9 protein-coding genes are annotated in these 18,309 nt (G+C 71.4%); all 9 read right to left on the bottom strand.

Annotated features, from left to right (window positions below):
• Nucleotides 1–68: 68 nt before the first annotated feature.
• Nucleotides 69–1,427, bottom strand: coding sequence for an HlyD family type I secretion periplasmic adaptor subunit (locus DS837_RS18555; RefSeq protein WP_247890015.1), 1,359 nt, complete (start codon nucleotides 1,425–1,427; stop codon nucleotides 69–71).
• Nucleotides 1,424–3,106 carry an ATP-binding cassette domain-containing protein gene (locus DS837_RS18560; protein WP_149166124.1) on the bottom strand — a complete coding sequence of 561 codons (1,683 nt, stop codon included), beginning with the start codon at nucleotides 3,104–3,106 and terminating at the stop codon, nucleotides 1,424–1,426. The genes DS837_RS18555 and DS837_RS18560 overlap by 4 nt, the downstream gene beginning before the upstream one ends.
• Nucleotides 3,103–4,395, bottom strand: a complete 1,293-nt coding sequence (locus DS837_RS18565; RefSeq protein ID WP_247890016.1) for a TolC family protein — start codon at nucleotides 4,393–4,395, stop codon at nucleotides 3,103–3,105. The genes DS837_RS18560 and DS837_RS18565 overlap by 4 nt, the downstream gene beginning before the upstream one ends.
• Nucleotides 4,396–4,619: 224 nt before the next feature.
• Nucleotides 4,620–11,885 carry a hypothetical protein gene (locus tag DS837_RS32385; RefSeq protein ID WP_211102327.1) on the bottom strand — a complete coding sequence of 2,422 codons (7,266 nt, stop codon included), beginning with the start codon at nucleotides 11,883–11,885 and terminating at the stop codon, nucleotides 4,620–4,622.
• A gap of 335 nt (nucleotides 11,886–12,220) precedes the next feature.
• Nucleotides 12,221–13,441: an ABC transporter ATP-binding protein gene (locus DS837_RS33105; RefSeq protein WP_149166125.1), complete on the bottom strand. Its 1,221-nt coding sequence runs from the start codon at nucleotides 13,439–13,441 to the stop codon at nucleotides 12,221–12,223.
• A 60-nt stretch (nucleotides 13,442–13,501) separates the two neighbouring features.
• Nucleotides 13,502–14,323 (bottom strand): carbohydrate ABC transporter permease, encoded by an 822-nt coding sequence (locus DS837_RS18585; protein ID WP_035677626.1) that lies wholly within the window; start codon nucleotides 14,321–14,323, stop codon nucleotides 13,502–13,504.
• 4 nt (nucleotides 14,324–14,327) lie between these two features.
• The gene (locus DS837_RS18590; RefSeq protein WP_104675440.1) at nucleotides 14,328–15,266 is read right to left on the bottom strand and encodes a carbohydrate ABC transporter permease; all 939 of its coding nucleotides are present in this window, start codon (nucleotides 15,264–15,266) and stop codon (nucleotides 14,328–14,330) included.
• A gap of 54 nt (nucleotides 15,267–15,320) precedes the next feature.
• The gene (locus DS837_RS18595; protein WP_149166126.1) at nucleotides 15,321–16,586 is read right to left on the bottom strand and encodes an ABC transporter substrate-binding protein; all 1,266 of its coding nucleotides are present in this window, start codon (nucleotides 16,584–16,586) and stop codon (nucleotides 15,321–15,323) included.
• A 100-nt stretch (nucleotides 16,587–16,686) separates the two neighbouring features.
• A complete protein-coding gene (locus DS837_RS18600) occupies nucleotides 16,687–18,267 on the bottom strand; it encodes an aldehyde dehydrogenase (NADP(+)) (protein WP_149166127.1) in 1,581 nt (526 codons plus the stop codon).
• Nucleotides 18,268–18,309: the final 42 nt, after the last annotated feature.

Genomic DNA, 18,309 nt, shown 5'->3' on the forward strand with positions numbered 1-18,309 from the left:
TTCGCGCGGGTCCCTCCCTCTCCCGGGACGGGAGAGGGGAATGGACGCGGGGAAAGGGGTGCCCATCCTCATTGCTCCTGCATCGCGTGCTGGAGGCCGTTGAGGACCGGCGAGAACACATAGTCGAGGATGGTGCGCCGCCCGGTCAGGATGCTGCAGGTCACGCGCACGCCGGGGAACAGCTCGTAGGTCTTGCCGCCGTAGTCGAAACGGGTCACCGGCAGCTCGACGCGGACCTTGTAGTAGGACTGCTTGTTGGCGTCGAGCAGCGTGTCCGGGCTGATCGTCCGCACCCGCCCCTCGATGTGGCCGAAGCGCGAGGCGTCGCCGCCGGCGAGCGTCACCACCACCGGCTGGTCGGGGCGGACATAGCCGATGTCCTGCACCGGCAGGCGGGCGTCCACCACCAGCTTGCCGTCGCGCGGCACCAGCTCCACCACGGTCTCGCCGGCCTTGACCACGGCGCCCTTGGTCGAGACGGCCAGCGTCTTGACGATGCCGTCCATGGGCGCGCGCAGGCTGCTGCGGTCCAGGCTGTCCTGGTAGCGGGTCAGGCGCTGCGACAGTTCGTCGTGGTTGCGCCGCGCCTCGTCGAGGGCGTTGCGGCTCTCTTCCTCGTACTTGCGGCCGATCCACACCAGCTTGCTGCGCGCCTCGGCCAGCGCCGCCTCGGCCTGGGCCAGGGTGGCGCGGTCCTCGGCGATGGCGCTGCTGACGCGGGCGTCGTCGCGCAGCAGCTCCAGATGCTTCATGCGGTTGGTGATCTCGCGCTTCAGCAGGGTCTCGCTGATGGACAGCTGTTCGCGGATCAGCCCTTGCGCCACCTGCGAGCCGCCGATGCGCGCCCGCACGGCGGCCACCTGCTGCTCGCGCTGCGCGATGTCCTGGCGCTGGATGTCGAGGTCGGAGGCCAGCCGGTCGCGGCGGGCGCGGAACAGGTCGCGGGTCTGCGCCACCAGATCGGGCCGCTCGCGCAGCAGCCGCTCGGGGAAGGCGATGGCCTCGCGGCGCCCGACCTCCGCCTCCAGCCGCGCGGTGTCGGCGGACAGCGAGCCGAGGCGCAGCTTCAGCTCCTCCAGATCGGCGCGGATCTTGGTCTGGTCCAGTTCGACCAACACTTGGCCGGCGGTGACCGAATCGCCTTCCTGCACCAGGATGTCGCGGACGATGCCGCCCTCGAAATGCTGGACCGACTGGTTGTAGGACAGCGGCACCACGTCGCCGGGCGCGCTGCTGGAGACGTTCAGCTCGGCGATGGCCGCCCAGCCGAGCGCGGCGAGGAAAGCGGCGATGCTGACGACGAACAGGCCGTCGCCGAAGCGGCTTTCGGTTTCATCGGTGACGGTGACGGCGCCGGCCAGGGTGACCGGTGCCGTTGCGGCCGCGCCGGCGGCGGGCTTGCGGATCAGCAGGGGGAGCGGCTTCACGGCGTCACCAGCCCCACCGGCTCGCGGACGGCGGCCGTGCTGTTCGGTTGGTCAAGGTCGAGCACCAGGGAGGCACCCTGGAGGATGCGCGGGTCGTGGGAGGCGATGATCACCGTGTGGCCGCTGCGCGCCAGCTCGATCAGCGTGCGGTAGACGGTGGCGGTTCCCTCGGAGTCCAGCCCGTCGGTCGGCTCGTCGAGCAGGATCAGCCGACCGCCGACCGCCAGGGCGCGGGCCAGCGCCAGCCGGCGGCGGTGGCCGGTCGGCAGCTCGTGGCCGAAGTTGCGCAGCGGCGTGTCAAGGCCCTGGGCGCAGTCGGCCACCGTGCGGTCGGCCCCGGCGCGGTGCAGGATGGCGTGAAGCTCCGTCTCCGACAGGCGCGGGTTGGCGAGCAGCAGGTTCTCGCGGATCGTCCGGTTGAGGAACACCGGCTCCTGCGGCAGCAGCCCGATCTGCTGGCGCCACCAGGAGGGGGCGAACTTGCGGATGTCCACCCCGTCGGCCAGCACCGCGCCCTCCTGCGGGTCGGCCAGCCCGGCGATCAGGCGGATCAGCGTCGATTTGCCGGAGCCGTTGCGGCCCTTCAGCACCAGGATGTTGCCGGCGGGCACCGACAGGGTCAGCCGGCGCAGCAGCGGAGTGACGCCGCCCGGCGGGGTGAAGGTCAGGTCGCGCAGTTCCAGCGTGCCGGCGTAGCGGGGCAGGCTGGTGCCGCCGGTCGGCTCGACCGCGGTGCGGGCGAACTGCTCCAGCCGCGCCTGCGCCTGCCGGGCCATCGCCAGGGACTCGCCGATCTGGGCCAGCCGGGTGAAGGGGGCCAGCGCGCGGCCGACCAGCAGGTTGATGCCGATCAGCGACCCGACGTCCAGCTCGCCGCGCACCACCAGGACGGCGCCGGTCGCGATCACCGCCACGCCCTGGAGCGCCTGGAGGCTCTGCGCCGCCGACTGGGCGCGGCCCTGGCGCATCGACATGCGCTCGCGGACCACGCGCAGGGCCTTGGCCGCGCGCTGCCAGTCGCCGAGGAGCGGCTTGGCGCCGCCGAACAGGGCGACCGCGTCGCGCCCGACGATGGCGGTGGTGACCAGCCCCTGGGCGTCGGCGCCGGCTTGGGCGAGGTCGCGCCCGACCGCCCGCATGTCCGCCTGGGCGAGCAGCCCGGCGGCGATGGCCAGCAGCGTGAAGACGAGGCAGATCGCCGCCAGCGGCCAGGAGATCAGCGCCACCACCAGGATGAAGCCGAGCGCGAAGGGCAGGTCGAACAGAGTCGCGAGGTTGGCGGAGCCGAGCGCGGAGTCGATCTGCTCCGGCGCCCGCAACGCCTCGCGCCGGGCCGCGTCGCCCTCCGCCGATCCGGCGCCGCTGCGCGCGGTCATCAGGATGCCGAAGGCCCCGGTGGTCAGACGCTCGTGCTCGGCCCGCCCGATGCGCCCGGCGATGCCCAGCCGGACGTGGCGGAACAGATGCTCGAAGGCGATGGACAGCACGACGCCGACGGTCAGCGCCGCCAGCGTCGAATCGACGCCGTGCGTCACGTAGCGGTTCAGCACCAGCATCGTGTAGAAGGACGAGGCCAGCCCGAGCAGGTTCGCCGCCAGCGACGCCGCAAAGACGCGGGCGGTCAGCCGCAGGTTGGCGCGCAGCCGCAGGGCGAGAAGCCCAAGGGCGCCGCCGCTCATCGTTGCTCTCCCGTGCCGCGCCGGCCCATATCGCGGAAGGCGCCGCGGCCCATCGGGGCCAGCTTCGGCATCGGCTTGGTCTGGATGTCGGCGGCGTTCAGCCGGCCCATGGCGGCGAGCAGGCGGTAGCCGGCCAGCACCAGCTCCGTCTCCGCCGCGGCGGCGTCGCTGCGCGCGTTGATCAGCGTCGTCTCGCCCGACAGGATGTCGATCAGCGACCGGGTGCCCAGCTCTCGTTCCGACCGCGCCACGTCGAGGAAGCCGGCGGCGAGGCTCGCCTGATCGTTCAGCAACTGGACTTGGGCGCGGGCGCTTTCCAGGCGGTTCCAGCTGTTGCGGACGGTCTCCAGCACCGTGCGCTCCTGGTCGGCCCAGGTGGCGTCGGCGGCCCGCAGGTCGGCCTCGGCCAGCCGGATGCTGTTGAGCGCGGTCAGGCCGGTGTTCAGCGAAAAGGTGACCTGGAGCTTGAACAGCAGCTCGTTCTGCCGCCCGGACTGGCCGGCGACGTCGCGCTTGATGTTGTGTTCCACGAAGCCGTCGATCCGCGGGTAGAGGGTGCGGCCGCGCACCGAGGTCACCGCCTCCTGCGCCGCGGCGGCGGTCAGGGCCAGCTCCTGAAGGCGCGGGTTGTGGCGGCGCGCCTCCTCCACCGCCGCGTCCATCGAGACGGGCAGGCCGGCGCGCGTCATCGCCAGGACCTGGGCGTTGCTCACCTGGAAGGGGACATGGCCGAAGAAGGCCTGGAAGCGGCTCTGCGCGTTCTGCGTCGCCTCCTCCGCCGCGACGCGGCGCGCCTGGGCGCCGGCGAGCTGGCTCTTGGCTTGGAGAACGTCGGTGGAGAAGCCGAAGCCCTCCTGAAGCCGCACCTCCTCCAGCCCGGTCTGGCGGCGGATGTTGTCCTCGGACTGGCGCGCGAAGGCGAGGAGCTGGTGGGCGCGGACGAGGCTGGCGTAGGCGGTGAGGCCCTCCACCAGCAGCTCCTGCCGGGTGCGCTCCACCGCGATGTCGGCGCGGACCAGCGTCACCTGGGCGCGCCGGATGTCGGCGTTGGTCGCGTCGAAGTCCCAGATCAGCTGCGTCGCCCGCGCCGAAAACTGCGAGGCGTTCATGTCCGTGTTGGGCAGGCCGGCCGGCTTGGTCGTGCTCTCACGCCCGCCGTTGGCCGACAGGCTCAGCGTCGGGAACCAGCCGCCATGGCTGACCCGCAGGGCGTTGCGGGCCCCGTCTGCAGCGGCCTCCGCCCCACGCAGGCGGTCGTGGGTCTCCGTTGCCTTGCCGATCAGCGCCACCACCTCGTCGCGCGGAGACGCAACCGAAGGTTGTGAGGCTCCGGTCAGGAGCGGAAGCGCAACCGTGGCGATAAGACAAAACTTGTGCATGAGGGTCCTGGAGATCGCCGCATGTCTAGGCTCTTCGGCCTACAGCGATGATGATCTTAGTCGAGAACTCTCATACTCATTTAGGACAAAACAGTATCCAAATACCTAAAAATGCGTCGAATTCTGTCAGTCGCTCATGAATTTTCTGCGACCGGCACAATCGTCGAGGCGTGGGTTGTGGCGTGGTGTGTGTCGGCGGTGTGGGCGGTCATGGCCCAATCGCCGTTGTGCGCATCCAGGCCGTTTTGCACAACCGGAACGGTGTCCGGCAGGCCCAGGCCGGAGGAGAGAAGCGCTGCGTAGTCGAAGCGCCCGTGATCGGCCTGCGGCAACGCGGCCAGCGGCTGGCTGTGCAGCTGCGCCGCGGCGGTGGCCTGCGCGTCGAAGGTGACGCCGGCCACCAGGCGGCTGCTGCCGTCGGCCATGGTCATGCTGGTGGTGCCGAGGATCTGGTTGCCGGCAAGCGTCGTGTCCGTTGGGGTCGCCGTGGTGGCGATGGAGAGGATTCCGGCGTCAGCCAGCGTGCGCAGCTCGCCCGGCTGGCTCACCCCGTCGCCGTCGGCGTCCTGCCAGACCTGGAGCGTGGCGAAGCTCTCGTCGGCGGCGTCCAACCGCCCGTCACGATTGCTGTCGAGCGAGGCGAGCGCCTCCAGGCTGCTGTTGAAGCCGCCACCGCTCGAGCCGGCTCCGAAATGCTCCGACACCAGTTCGCGCCCGTCGTCGATGCGCCCGTTGTGGTTGTCGTCGCGCACCAGAAGGGCGTTGCCCTTGCCGACCCAGCCGGTCCGGTCGGCCACGCCGTCGCCGCTGACGTCGAACAGGACGCCGTCGGTCAGCGCCCGCAGGGCCAGCCCGTCACCGCCCATGTCCAGCACGATGGGGTCGCTGGCGACGGAGGTCAGCTTGATGTTGTCGACGCGCAGGATCGGGTTGACGCTGTTATCGCTGGTGTCGGAGGTGCCGAATCCCAGCGACAGGGTGCTGTTGGCCGCGATCACCACGCTGAACTTGCCGCTGGCGCTCGCGTCCTTGGCGAGCAGCGTGACCACGCCGTTGACGCTGACGAAGGCGAAGTCGTGATAGCCGGGGTCGGAGAAGATGAAGGTCCAGTCGAAGGTCAGCGTCGTGTCCTTCGTCACGGTGACGGTGCTGGCCAGCTTCATCGCGTTGCCGAAGGAGGGAATGGTCCCGGTCGCCGTGGCGATGGAGCCGTGGGCGAGGCCGAGGAAGTCCTCCAACTGCGTCGGCGACCGCCCGCCCGCGGAGGTCAGGGTGCCCTCATGCCCGTCGCCCGTGGCGCCCACCGTGGCGCCGCCGGTGTAGTTCCAGCCGGTCAGCCCCTTGTCGAAGGAGCCGTTGGGGATCAGCACGCCGGGATGCAGGGTGACGGTGTCCGTCGCGGCGGAGAAGGCGCTGCCGGCGCCGAGGGTGACGGCGACCTTGGACCCGGCGCTGCCGGTGGTCTGGTCCCAGGCGCGGATGGTCAGGGCGCCGTTGACGGTGGCCGGCACCGCGGCGTCGGGCTGGAAGTAGAGCCGGTCGGTGGCACGCAGCAGAAGGGCGGAATCGCTGTCGTTGACCGCGCCGACGAGGCTCCAGCTGGCGCCGTTGTCGGTGGAGAACCACCAGCGGCCATAGCTCTCGTTGGCGCCGGTCAGGGCGATGCCGGTGAGGGCGCCCGCGTCTGCGTCGGTGACGTTCGCCGGGCCGCTGCCGTTCAGCCCGACCAGCTTGGACACCGCGAAGCCGACCGCTCCCGCGGTGGGGGCGGCCAGGGCCTCCGCCGCCACGGTCACGTCGAGGTTGGTGTCGATCAGGATGGGGGAGGCGTTCGGCGGCGCCACGGTGACTCCGATGGAGGCGGTCGCGGTCAGCGGCCCGCCGGCCCCGCCGTTGCCGAGATCGTTCACGACGATCCGGATGGCGTCGGCCCCGGTGTAGGAACTGGCCGTGTAGAGGAGCCCGTTGGCGGCGCCGAGCAGCCCGTTGATGGTGGCGAGCGTCGCACGGACGGTGACGGTGTCCGTTCCGTTGCCGGTGATGACGGCGTCCCACCCGGCATCGGCCAGGGTCAGCGTGCCGTGGCCGGCGCTCAGCGTCACCAGCATCGGCAGCGCGCCGGCGTCGACGTCGGACAGCGACAGGCCGGTGACCGCCACGGCCACGCCCTTCACCGTCGCCAGCGCCGCCGTGCCGGCGGTGATCTGCGGCGCGTCGTTGACGGGGGTGACGGCTCCGGTCAGGGCGATGGTGTCGGCGCTGTAGACGGTGCTGCCGCCGACGCCCGCCGTCAGGTCGACGCGGCCGCCGGTGACGACGGGCGCGCCGCCGTCCTCGATCAGCCGGACGGTCAAGGCCGGGGTGGTGCCGTTCCAGTCGGTGGCGGGAACGAAGCGCAGCAGCGCGTTGGCGGCGACGACCAGCGCCGCCCCCTCGGCCACCGCGCCCACGGTGATCCAGGCGGAACCGGACCAGTACTGCCAGACGCCCTGTCCGGCGGTCGCCGCGTTGCCGACGATGGCGACGCCGGCGAAGCCGTTGGCGGAGGAGCCGCCGCCCACCGCGTCCGCCGGGTCGGAGAACAGATGGCCGAACAGGGCGGTGACGCTGGTGCCCGTCGGATTGGCGGTGTCCTCGGCGATGGTCGGCAGTGTGGCCGCCGTGCCCGTTGCCACCGGGGCATCGTTGACGGAGGTGACGGTGCCCGTCAGCGTGATGGTCCCGGCGCTGAAACGGCTGTCTCCGCCGACGCTCGTCGCGTCGATCCGCTCGCCGCTGGCGATCGGGCCTTGCGACGTGTCGACCAGTCGGACGGTGAGGGCCGGGGTGGTGCCGTTCCAGTTGGCGGCGGGAACGAAGCGCAGCGCCGTGTTCGCCGCCAGCAGCAGGCCGTTGCCGCCGCCGATTGCGCCGATGTCGGTCCAGCCGCTTCCGGTCCAGTACTGCCATGCTCCTTGCGCCGCGGTGGCGGCGTTGCCGACCACCACCACGCCGGCCAGCGTGTCGGCCGCCGATCCGCCGCCCACCGCGTCGGCGGCGTCGGAGAAGAGAGGACCGAACAGGCTGGAGACGGTGGTGCCCGTGGGGTTGGCGGTGTCCTCCGCGATGGGCGTCAAGATGGCCGCCGTGCCCGTCGCCACGGGGGCGTCGTTGACCGCGCTGACCGTGGTGGTCAGGGCGACGGTGCCGGCGCTGTAGCGGCTGTCGCCGCCCACGCTCGCCAGGGCGACCCGCCCACCGCTGGTCACGGCCCCTTGGGAGTCGTCGATCAGCCGGACGGTCAAAGCCGGGGTGGTGCCGTTCCAGTTGGCCGCGGGAACGAAGCGCAACGCCGTGTTGGCGGCCAGCAGCAGGGCGTTGCCGTCCGAGGCGGCGCCCACGGCGGTCCAGCCCGTGCCGGTCCAGTATTGCCAGACGCCTTGCGAGGTCGCCGCGTTGCCGACGATGGCGATCCCGGCGAAACCGTTGGCGGCGGAACCGCCGCTCACGGCGTCCGTCGCGTCGGAGAACAGGTGGGCGAACAGGCTGGTAACGGTGGCACCCGCCGGGTTGACGGCGTCTTCGGCGATCATCGGCAGGGTGGCGGTCGTTCCGGTGGCGACCGGCGCGTCGTTGATGGGGGTGACGGTTCCGGTCAGCGCGATGGTCCCGGCGCTGTAGACCGTGCTGCCGCCGACGCCACCGGTCAGGTCGACGCGGTTTCCGGTGACAATGGGCGCGCCGCCGTCCTCGATCAGCCTGACGGTCAGGGCCGGGGTGATGCCGTTCCAGTTGGCGGCGGGAACGAAGCGCAGCGCCGTGTTGGCGGCCAACAGCAGCCCGTTGGCGTCGCTCGCAGCGCCGATGCCGGCCCAGGTGGTGCCCGTCCAGTACTGCCACGTTCCTTGCCCCACGGTGGCGGCGTTGCCGACCACCACCACGCCGGCGAAGCCATTGGCCGCCGAGCCGCCGCTGACCGCGTCGGCGGCGTCGGAGAACAGGTGACCGAACAGGGCGGAGACGGTGGCACCCGCCGGGTTGGCGATGTCCTCGGCGATGGTCGGCAGGGTGGCCGTCGTGCCGGTCGCCACCGGAGCGTCGTTGACCGCCTCAACGCCGGTGGTCAGGGCGATGGTGCCCAGGCTGTAGCGGCTGTCGCCGCCGGCACCCGTCACGTCCGCCCGCTCGCCGCTGGTGACCGACCCTTGCGAATCGTCGATCAGGCGAACCACCAGGCTTGGCGGCACGCCGTTCCAGTCGGCGGCGGGCAGGAAGCGCAGCTTGGTGTCGGCGGACAGCAGCAGGGCGTTGCCATTCGACACCGTTCCCACGGCGGTCCAGGCCGTGCCGGTCCAGTATTGCCATTGCCCCTGGGCGGTGTCCGCACCGTTGGCGATCACCGCCACGCCGGCGAAGCCGTTGGCGGCGGAGCCGCCCGCCACGGCGTCCGCCGGATCGGAGAACAGGTGGGCGAACAGGGTGGAGACGGTGGCGCCGGACGGATCGGCGGCGTCTTCGGCGACCGCCGGCAGAAGCGTCGTCGTTCCGATCGCGACCGGCGCGTCGTTGACCGGGGTGACGGTCCCGGTCAGGGCGATGGTGCCGGTGCTGTAAACGGTGATGCCGCCGACGCCGGTCGTCAGGTCGACGCGGCCACCGGTGACAACGGACGCACCGCCGTCCTCGATCAGCCGGACGGTCAGGGCCGGGGTGGTGCCGTTCCAGTTGGCCGCCGGCAGGAAGCGCAGCTTGGCGTCGGCGGCGAGGATCAGCGCCGTTCCCTCTGCGACCTCGCCCACGGCGGTCCAGGCGGAACCGGTCCAATATTGCCAGACGCCCTGCCCGGCGGTCGCCGCGTTGCCGACCACCGCCACGCCGGCGAAGCCGTTGCCGGCGGAGCCGAACACCGCGTCGGTGGGGTCGGAGAACAGCCCGCCGAACAGCGACGCGACGCCGGCGCCCGCCGGGTTTGCGGTGTCTTCGGCGACGGCGGCGAGGACCGCCTGCGCGCCGGTCGCCACCGGGGCGCCGTTCACCGGGGTCACCTCCAGCGTCAAGGGAGCGACGTCCCCCGACAGCGGGGTGGTGCCGCCGACGCCGTCCAGCGTGAACAGCCGGTGCTCGGCGCCGCTGAAGCCCTCGGCCCATTCGCCGTTCACCGCCCGCAGCCCGAGCGACGGTGCGGTGCCGTTCCAGTTGGCGGCCGGCAGGAAGCGCAGCAGGGCGCTGTCCGGAAGAACGAGGGCCGCCCCGTCGCCGACCGTGCCCACCGCCTGCCACACGCTGCCGTCCACGCTGTACTGCCAGACGCCGAACGGGGAGTCCGGGTTCGCCACCACGGCGACGCCGATCACGCGGCTGCCGGCCTCGCCGGGCCGGAACATCGCCTCGATCAGGTGGAAGACGGCGAAACCGGCCGGGGCCGCGGTGCCCTCGGCGATCGCCAGGGCCTTCGCGAAGGCCGCCGCGTCGAAGCCGGCCGAGAGGGTGGGGGCCGCCACCGGCGGCACCGCCGCGGGCAGGGTGGCGGCGGCCGCCTCGATGGCGCGGGCGACCTGCTGCTGGATTTGCGCGGCGACGGCGAAGGGGTCGCTGGTCAGCGCCTTGGTGACCGCCGGGGAGGCGGGCGGGGCGCTGGTGGTTGGCGCGGGGGCGGTGGCGCTCGGCGCGGCGGTGTCGGCGCTCTTGGCGGTTCCGGCCGCGTCGAAGCTGATCGGCTTCAGCGCGGGTTCGCTTCCCATGCTGGATTTGGCCGCGGCCGGAGGCGCCTCGCCCTCCGCCGAGGACGCGTCGGCGGTCTTATCGGCGGCTTCGCCCTTCGCGTCCTCCTTGGCCCCGTCCTCCTTGGCGCCTTCCTCTTTGGCGCCGTCTTTCTCGCCGCCCTCGTCCTTGCCGCCCTCCTTGCCCTCGGCCGGGGCTTCGGCGACCTGCTCGGCGGATTTCTCCCCGCCGCCCTTGTCGCCGTCTCCTTTGGCGCCGTCCTTGGCCGCCTCTCCTGCGGGCGGCGGGTTGGCGAGATCGGCCAGCGCCTTGTTCTCGGCGGAAACGGGAACTTCGCTGCCCTGGGCGTTCTGCTGCACCGTCTCCGCCGCTTGGCGGGCGGCGGCGAGCGCCGATCCGGGGGCACGCCCGTCCGCCAGAGCCTGCCCGAGCGCGGCGTTGAAGGCGGCGCCGGAGCCGCCGAGCGCCTGCACCGCCTGCTGGACGTTCTGCCCGCTGGCGAGCGCCGCGATCAGCCCGTCGCTCTTGACGCCCTTTGCGGTTTCGGCGGACAGGGCCAGCGTGGTGGACACGGTCTGCTGCGCCGATCCCAGCGCGCCGGACATCTCCTGACCGCTGGACAGGGCCCGCCCCAGCGCCTCGCCGAAGCCGCCGGCCGCCGCGCCGTCGAGCCCGGCGGCGGCGGCGAAGGTCTTGACGGTGGCCGCCACATTCTGGCCGGACGACAGCGAGGCGACCAGCGCGTCCGCCGGCTTCGCCGGCACGGCGGCGGCCTCCTGCCGGGCCGCCATGTCCGTCTGCGCCCGGGCCGAGGCGCCGAGCGCCGCGTCGGGTGGCGCGCCCTGCGCCAGCGCGTCGTTCAGGACGCTGGTGAAGGCTGGGTTGCCCGCCAGCGCGCCGCTTGCGCCGTCCGTCTTTCCGGCAGCGAGGGCGCCGAGCAGGCGCGCGCCGTCGGTCTGTTCGACTGCGACGGAATTGGTCTGGACCGCGCCGGCGGCACTCAACGCCTGAGCCTCGGCAATGGCGCCGGCGGCGTCGGCGCCGCTGGACAGGGCGTGCTCCAGCGCTTCGGCGAAGTGACCGCCCGATCCGGGGCCGAGCGCCGTCACCGCGTCCTGCACCCCCACGCCGGAGGCGAGCGCCGCGGCGAGCTTGTCGGACGGCGAGACGGGAACGGCGTCCGGCATCGCCGGGGCGGTGGGGGGAGCGGTCAAGGCCTGCGACAGGGCGGCGATCGGATCGGCGGCCCCCGCCGGGCGGGCCGCCGGGTCCATCACCCCGCTGAACAGAGCGGCCGACAGGTCGGACGCCGCCTTGGGATCGTTCGCGCCACCCGGCCCGATTCCCTGTCCCTGGGCCAGGGCGACGGCCAAGCGCTGCTCCCCGGTCAGCGCCGCGGTTTCCTGGGCGGCTTCCGCCATGCGCGCCGCGGTGCCGGCGGCGATCCGGCTCGCCTGGGCGATCGCGTCATCGGGCGTGGCGCTGGCGCCGACCCCCGCCGCGACGTCGCGCATCCAGCCGTCCGCCACGCTGCCCGCGGCGCCTTCCGGCAGGCCCTGTCCGGTCAGCGCCGCCGCCAGCTTCTCCTGCACGGCCTTCAGCGCGCCGGGATCGCCGCCCAGCAGCACCGCCGCCGCTTCGGACGCCAGGGCATCGGGGATGGTCAGGAGCGGGGCGGTAGCGTCCAGGGTGTCCGGCATAGTGGCCCTCTCGCCATCGCGGCGGTCGCGTATCGGGAAGGCCAATAACAAAGTGATTTGTTAAAGAAATTCTGAACGCTGCCGGTCTTTTGGCCGATCGGAAGTTAATTCTTCTTGGATCGGCGGTCACACAACAACGAAATCCCCGCAGGGCGGGGATGGTTACTGCATGAATTTTGGCTCATGCGGAAGCAAATTGTCGATTATTGACACATTTGAGACTTTGGTTGTGAAAGAGGCGGAGGTGCCTTTCTAAAAAGTGGTGTTCGGAAACGGCGCCGCACCCGCCAACCCAACCCTGGGGTGGCTGCGCGGCGCCGTCCGTACGGATCGCGTCAGGAGGCCGTGCGGATGGTGCCGACGCGTCCCCCGGCCAGGAAATCCTCCGCCGCCCGTCCGCCAACGCGGAGGCCGCTGTCCTTTTCGAACAGCGAGAAGTCCTTCAGCAGGCAGTCGATCCCGACCGCCTCGCCGACGCGCAGCTCGCTGTAGCCGGGGACGGAGACCATCACCTCGTCGGTCAGGCCGCCGTCGTCGTCGTGGGCGGTGTGGACGCCGGACAGCTTCACCGAGATCAGCGATTCCGCCCCCACATGCTCGACCAGGGTGACGGTGCCCGGCAGGCTCTTGCCCTGGCCCGGCGGCACGATGGCGAGCGCGCCGGGGCGCAGGCCCAGCCAGATCTTCATGCGGCTGCTGCCGCCCGGGCGTTCGGCCTTGTCGGGCAGCGGCAGGACGCTGTTGCCGATGCGCACGGTCATGCCCTCGACCTCGGCGTCGATCAGGTTCATGGGCGGCGTGCCGATGAAGCGGGCGACGTAGGTGTTGGCCGGCTTCTCGTAGATCTCGCGCGGGGTGCCGTACTGCTGGAGGTGCCCGTCGCGCATCAACGCGATGCGGGTGCCCATGGTCATCGCCTCGATCTGGTCGTGGGTGACATAGACGAAGTTGCCGCCGACCCGCTGGTGGAGCTGGGTGATCTCCGCCCGCATTGCGGTGCGCAGCTTGGCGTCGAGGTTCGACAGCGGCTCATCCATCAGGAAGGCCGACGGCTCGCGCACCATGGCGCGGCCGAGCGCCACGCGCTGGCGCTGGCCGCCCGACAGGGTGCGCGGGTGGCGGTCCAGCACCTTGGTCAGGGCCAGCGTGTCGGCGGTGCGTTCCACCAGCTCGCGCACCTCCGGCGAGTTCTCGATGCGGCGCTTGAAATAGTCGCCGATGAAGGGGACGTGGAACCACCAGCGGAACTGCCGCATGATCAGCGGGAAGGCGATGTTCCGCCGCACCGTCATGTGCGGGTAGAGCGCGTAGGACTGGAAGACGAAGGCCATGTCGCGGTCGCTGGGCGGCAGCTCGTCCACCCGCTTGCCGCCGAGATGGATCTCGCCGCTGGTCACCGTCTCAAGCCCCGCGATCATGCGCAGGATGGTGGACTTGCCGCAGCCCGACGGGCCGAGCAGCACCAGGAATTCGTCGTCGCCGGCCTCCAGGCTCACGTTGTCGATCACGGTCAGGGAACCGAAGGACTTCGTGACGTTCTGCAGTTTGATAGCCATGGGCTTTTCCCTTTTATCTCTCGGGCGTGTCGGTGCAAGGGGGGCGGGATCGGCCCACGGTCAGCCCTTGACGCCGCCGGTCGTCATGCCGGCGACCACGTAGCGTTGGACGAACAGGTAGAAGACGACCGCCGGCAGCGTGTAGATGAAGCCGACCGCCATGACCGTGTGCACCGGGGTGCTCAGCTCGCCCACGAAGCTGGCGAGGCCGACCGAGGCGGTGCGCAGGGCGTCGTCGCTGATGAAGGTCTGGGCGAAGACATACTCGTTCCAGCCGTGGAAGAAGGCGATCACCGCCGCCGCCGCCAGCGTCGGCGCGATCAGCGGAACCACCACCGCCAGCACGATGCCGAGGCGGGAGCAGCCGTCCACCCTTGCGGCCTCCTCGATCTCCGAGGGCACGCCGTCGATGGCGCCCTTCAGAATCCAGGTCACCACCGGCACCGTGAAGGCCGTGTTGGCCAGGATCAGGCCGAGCAGCGTGTTGAGCAGCGACAGCTTGGTGAAGATGTCGTAGAGCGGCACCACCAGCATCGCTTCCGGCAGCATCTGCGTCATGAACAGCGCGAAGCCGAGCAGCAGCTTGCCGTTGAAGGTCAGCCGCGACAGCGCGTAGGCCGGCAGCACCGACAAAAGGATGCTCAGCACCGTGGTTCCGACCGCGACGATCAGGCTGTTGACCAGCCACTGGCGCAGCGAGGTCTCGGTGAAGGCGGCGGCGTAGGTGCCGATCTGCGACAGCGTCGGCAGCAGGTTCGGCGTGTCGTCGAACAGCCGCTCCGACGGGGTGAGCGAGGTCACCAGCATCCAGTAGAGCGGGAAGGCCGCCACCCCGAGGAGGACCAGGACGGCGAGCGTGCGGGCCGTGGAATTGTGTTTCATGACATCACCGCTTTCCGGCGGCCTTTTCCGCCCGCGTCGACAGCCAGAAGTAGACCAGCGTCACCAGGATCGCGACGACCAGCCCGATGATGCCGACCGCCGCCGCCCGGCCGAGGTCGAGGTAGACGAAGGCGCGGCGGTAGAGGTCGATGACCAGCGTGTTGGTCTCGCCCAGCGGGCCGCCCTGGGTCATCAGCCAGATCACGTCGAAGCGGCGCAGCGACCACACGGTGATGAGCAGGGTCAGCAGGGCCACCGACGGGCGGATGGTCGGCCAGGTGACGGCGCGGAAGATGCTGAGCCGGTCGGCCCCGTCGATCACCGCCGCCTCGCGCAGCTCCGACGGCACACCCTGGAGGGCGGCCAGGATGACGACGGAGGAGAAGGGGAAGATCTGCCAGATCGTGGTGATCAGGATGGCCGGCAGGGCGAAGGACGGCTCGTCCAGCCAGTTCACCCCGCCGTCGGCGAAGCCGAGGAACTGGGCGAGGTGGCTGAACAGGCCGTACTGCGCGTTGAACATCCACACGAAGATCAGCGCCGCGGCGACCGGCGGGGCGGCCCACGGAATGGTGACCAGCGCGCGGGCGATGCCGCGCCCCCGGAAGGTGCCGTCGAGCAGCAGCGCCGCCAGCAGGCCGAGCCCGATGGAGGCGACCACGCAGACCAGCGTGTAGACCGCGGTGACGCGCAGGACCTGATGGAACTCCGGGTCGAAGACAAGCTCGCGGTAATTGTCGAGCCCGACGTAGGTCTGCTGGCCGGGCGAGAGCAGCGAGGTGGAGGTGACGCTGAGCAGGAATTCCTGCACCAGCGGGTAGCCCTGGAAGACCAGGAGATAGAGCGCCACCGGGGCGACGAAGAGCGCGGGAACCCAGCGGCCATGGTCGATCGGCGCGCGCCGCGCGGCGGCCCTGGGCTGGCTCACGGTCCTGCTCATCATGATGCGGTATCCGGAGTTGGGACCGGCGGCGCCGGGGCGCCGCCGATGAAGGCGTTACTTCTGGGCGAGCACGCGGGCGGTGATCAGGCGCTGCGCCTCGTCCATGGCGGTCTGCGGGGCGACGCCGCCCTGGAGCACCTTGAGGAGCTGCTGGACGATGATCTGCTGGATCTCCGGCGCCTTGGTCTCAAGCCCCTGCGGCAGGGCGGGGACGCTGTTCGGGGTCTGCGCGTCGTAGACCTTCAGCCAGGGCATGGCCTGAAGCTCCTCCGGCGTGCGCTCCACCGTCGTCGCGACGTTGGCCGCACCGAGAAGGGTCTGGAGTTCCTGCTGCTGCTGGGGCTGGAGCGCCCATTGCAGGAACTTGCCGGCGGCGTCCTTCACCTTGGTGTTGGCGTTGATGGTCACCGGAGCCAGGATCATGCCCTGCTCCTTGTGCGGGAAGGGCGACGGGGCGGCGGCGATGGGGTGCGCCTTGCCCTGCGAGGTCAGGATGGTGGCGACGCCGCCGTTGTCGATCTCCATGGCGACCTTGCCTTCCCAGAACATCCGCCGGTAGGTGGCGGCGTCGGTGCCCTTGGGGATCATGCCGGCGTCATAGACGGTCTTGTAGGCGGCGACACCCGCCACGACCTCCGGGCTGTTGAAGGTCGGCGTGCCGTCCGGCTTGGACCAGCGCCCGCCGAAGCCGTAGACGAAGTTGGTCAGGTCGTACCAGACGCCGCCGCGCTCGGCCATCGTGGCGCGGAAGGCGAAGCCGTAGTTGCCGTCCTTCGTCGCCTCCTTGCCGAGCTTCACGAACTCCTCGAAGGTCTTGGGCGGCGTGCCGTTGGGCAGCAGCGCGGCGTTGTAGACCATCGCGTAGTTGGCGGTGTCGAAGGCGAAGCCGTAGCGCTTGCCCTCGACCTTCATGTACTGGTCGGCGGCGGTGAAGTTGTGGGCACCGTCCTTCACGATGTCGTCGATCGGCAGGACCGACTTGGCGGCCACCGCGGCGTAAAATTCCGGCAGGTCGAAGCGGATCACGTCGGGGCCGCCGTTGCCGCCCATCTGCGTGAAGATGGTGGTGGCGAAGGAGGAGAAGGGGATGGTGACCGGCTTTACCTCGATGTCGGGCTGGGACTGGTTGAACTTCTCCACCCAGGCCTTCAGCCGGTCGCCGCGGCCGACCTCGGCGAAGTGGGACGCAGCGAAGGTCACCACCGTCTTGCCCGACGATTGGGCCAGGGCGACCGACGCGGTGCCCAGCGCCAGGGCGGCGGCGAGCCCGCCGGCCAGGATCGGGGTGATGCCCGTGATTGCGCTCAGAAACGGCTTCATGCTGCGTCCTCCTCTGAATTTGTTCGTTTGCTGTCTTTTTTGGTTGGATTGGCCCGCAATCCGGGAACCATACCAGAGTATGCGGGCCGGTGGTCGGGGTTCAGTGCCGGCCCAACGCTCCGTCGACCCGGCGCCACAGCCCCAGCGGGTTGCCGTCGCGCAGGGCCTCAGGCAACAGTTCGGCCGGGATGTCCTGGTAGCAGACGGGCCGCAGGAACCGCTCGATGGCCGCCGTGCCGACCGAGGTCGTGCGGCCGTCCGACGTGGCCGGGAAGGGGCCGCCATGCACCATGGCGTGGCAGACCTCGACGCCCGTCGGCCAGCCGTTCGCCAGGATGCGGCCGGCCTTGCGCTCCAGCGTCGGCAGCAGGACCGCCGCCGCTCCGGTGTCCGCCGCGTCCATCTGAAGCGTCGCGGTGAGCTGGCCGTCCAGCCGTTCCGCCACCGCGCGCAAGGAGTCCAGATCCGGGCAGCGGATGAGCAGCGAGGCGGCGCCGAACACCTCCTCCCGCAGGGCCGGATCGTCGAGGAAGGCGTCGGCGGTCGTGGCGAACAGCGCCGCCCGGCACCGGTTGGGGCCATCGCCGTCCAGCCCGCGGGCCAGCGTCGCCACGCGGGCGTTGCCGGACAGGGCCGCCACCCCGGCGTCGAAGGCGGCGTGGATGCCCGGGGTCAGCATGGTCGGCGCCGCGCTGCCGCCCAGCGCCTCCACGGCGGCCGCCACGAAGCGGTCGAGGTCCGGCCCGTCGACGCCCAACAGGATGCCGGGGTTGGTGCAGAACTGCCCGGCGCCCAGGGTCAGCGAGGCGACGAAGCTCTTGCCCAGCGCCTCCGCCCGCGCGGCGAGCGCCGCCGGCAGCAGGAAGACCGGGTTGATGCTGCTCATCTCCGCGTAGACGGGGATCGGTTCCGGACGCTTGGCCGCCACCTCCATCAGCGCGACGCCGCCGCGGCGCGACCCGGTGAAGCCGACCGCCTTGATGCGCGGGTCGGCGACCAGCGCCGTGCCCACCGACGAGCCGGCGCCGAAGATCAGCGAGAAGACGCCCTCCGGCAGCCCGCATTCGGCGACGGCGGCCTGGACGGCGCGGCCGACCAGCTCCGACGTGCCGGGATGGGCGGAGTGGGCCTTGACCACCACCGGGCAGCCGGCGGCGAAGGCCGAGGCGGTGTCGCCGCCGGCCACCGAAAAGGCCAGCGGAAAGTTGCTGGCGCCGAACACCGCCACGGGGCCGAGCGGGATGCGGCGCTGGCGCAGGTCGGGGCGGGGCAGGGGCGCGCGCTCCGGCTGGGGCGGGTCGATGCGGGCGCCGAGCCAGCTGCCCTCGCGCACCACCGCGGCGAACAGGCGGAGCTGGCCGACGGTGCGGCCCCGCTCCCCCTCCAGCCGGGCGCGCGGCAGACCGCTTTCGGCCATGGCGCGGACGATGAGGGAGTCGCCGAGGTCGAGGATGTTGCGGGCGACCGCCTCCAGGAAGACGGCGCGGTCCTCCGGTGCGGTTTCGCGGAAGCGGTCGAAGGCGTCCCAGGCGAGCTGGCAGGCGCGGTCCACCTCCGCCGCCCCGCCGCCGCCGAAGGCGGGGTCCAGCGTCGCCCCGGTGGACGGGTCGATGGCGTGGATCTCGCCGTTGCGGCCGCGGTGGCTCTCGGCGCCGATCAGCATCATGCCGGTGAGGGTCACGGGCGGGTCCTTTCTTGGTCTCGCTGCTCTTGGTCTCGCTGC

The organism is Azospirillum brasilense (genome assembly GCF_008365405.1).
In the GTDB taxonomy this organism is placed as follows: domain Bacteria; phylum Pseudomonadota; class Alphaproteobacteria; order Azospirillales; family Azospirillaceae; genus Azospirillum; species Azospirillum brasilense_D.

Bases quoted from the DNA above. Each gene is read 5' to 3' on its own strand.
- DS837_RS18560 (WP_149166124.1), bottom strand. From the start codon at position 3,106: ATGAGCGGCGGCGCCCTTGGGCTTCTCGCCCTGCGGCTGCGCGCCAAC.
- DS837_RS32385 (WP_211102327.1), bottom strand. From the start codon at position 11,885: ATGCCGGACACCCTGGACGCTACCGCCCCGCTCCTGACCATCCCCGAT.
- DS837_RS33105 (WP_149166125.1), bottom strand. From the start codon at position 13,441: ATGGCTATCAAACTGCAGAACGTCACGAAGTCCTTCGGTTCCCTGACC.
- DS837_RS18585 (WP_035677626.1), bottom strand. From the start codon at position 14,323: ATGAAACACAATTCCACGGCCCGCACGCTCGCCGTCCTGGTCCTCCTC.
- DS837_RS18590 (WP_104675440.1), bottom strand. From the start codon at position 15,266: ATGATGAGCAGGACCGTGAGCCAGCCCAGGGCCGCCGCGCGGCGCGCG.
- DS837_RS18595 (WP_149166126.1), bottom strand. From the start codon at position 16,586: ATGAAGCCGTTTCTGAGCGCAATCACGGGCATCACCCCGATCCTGGCC.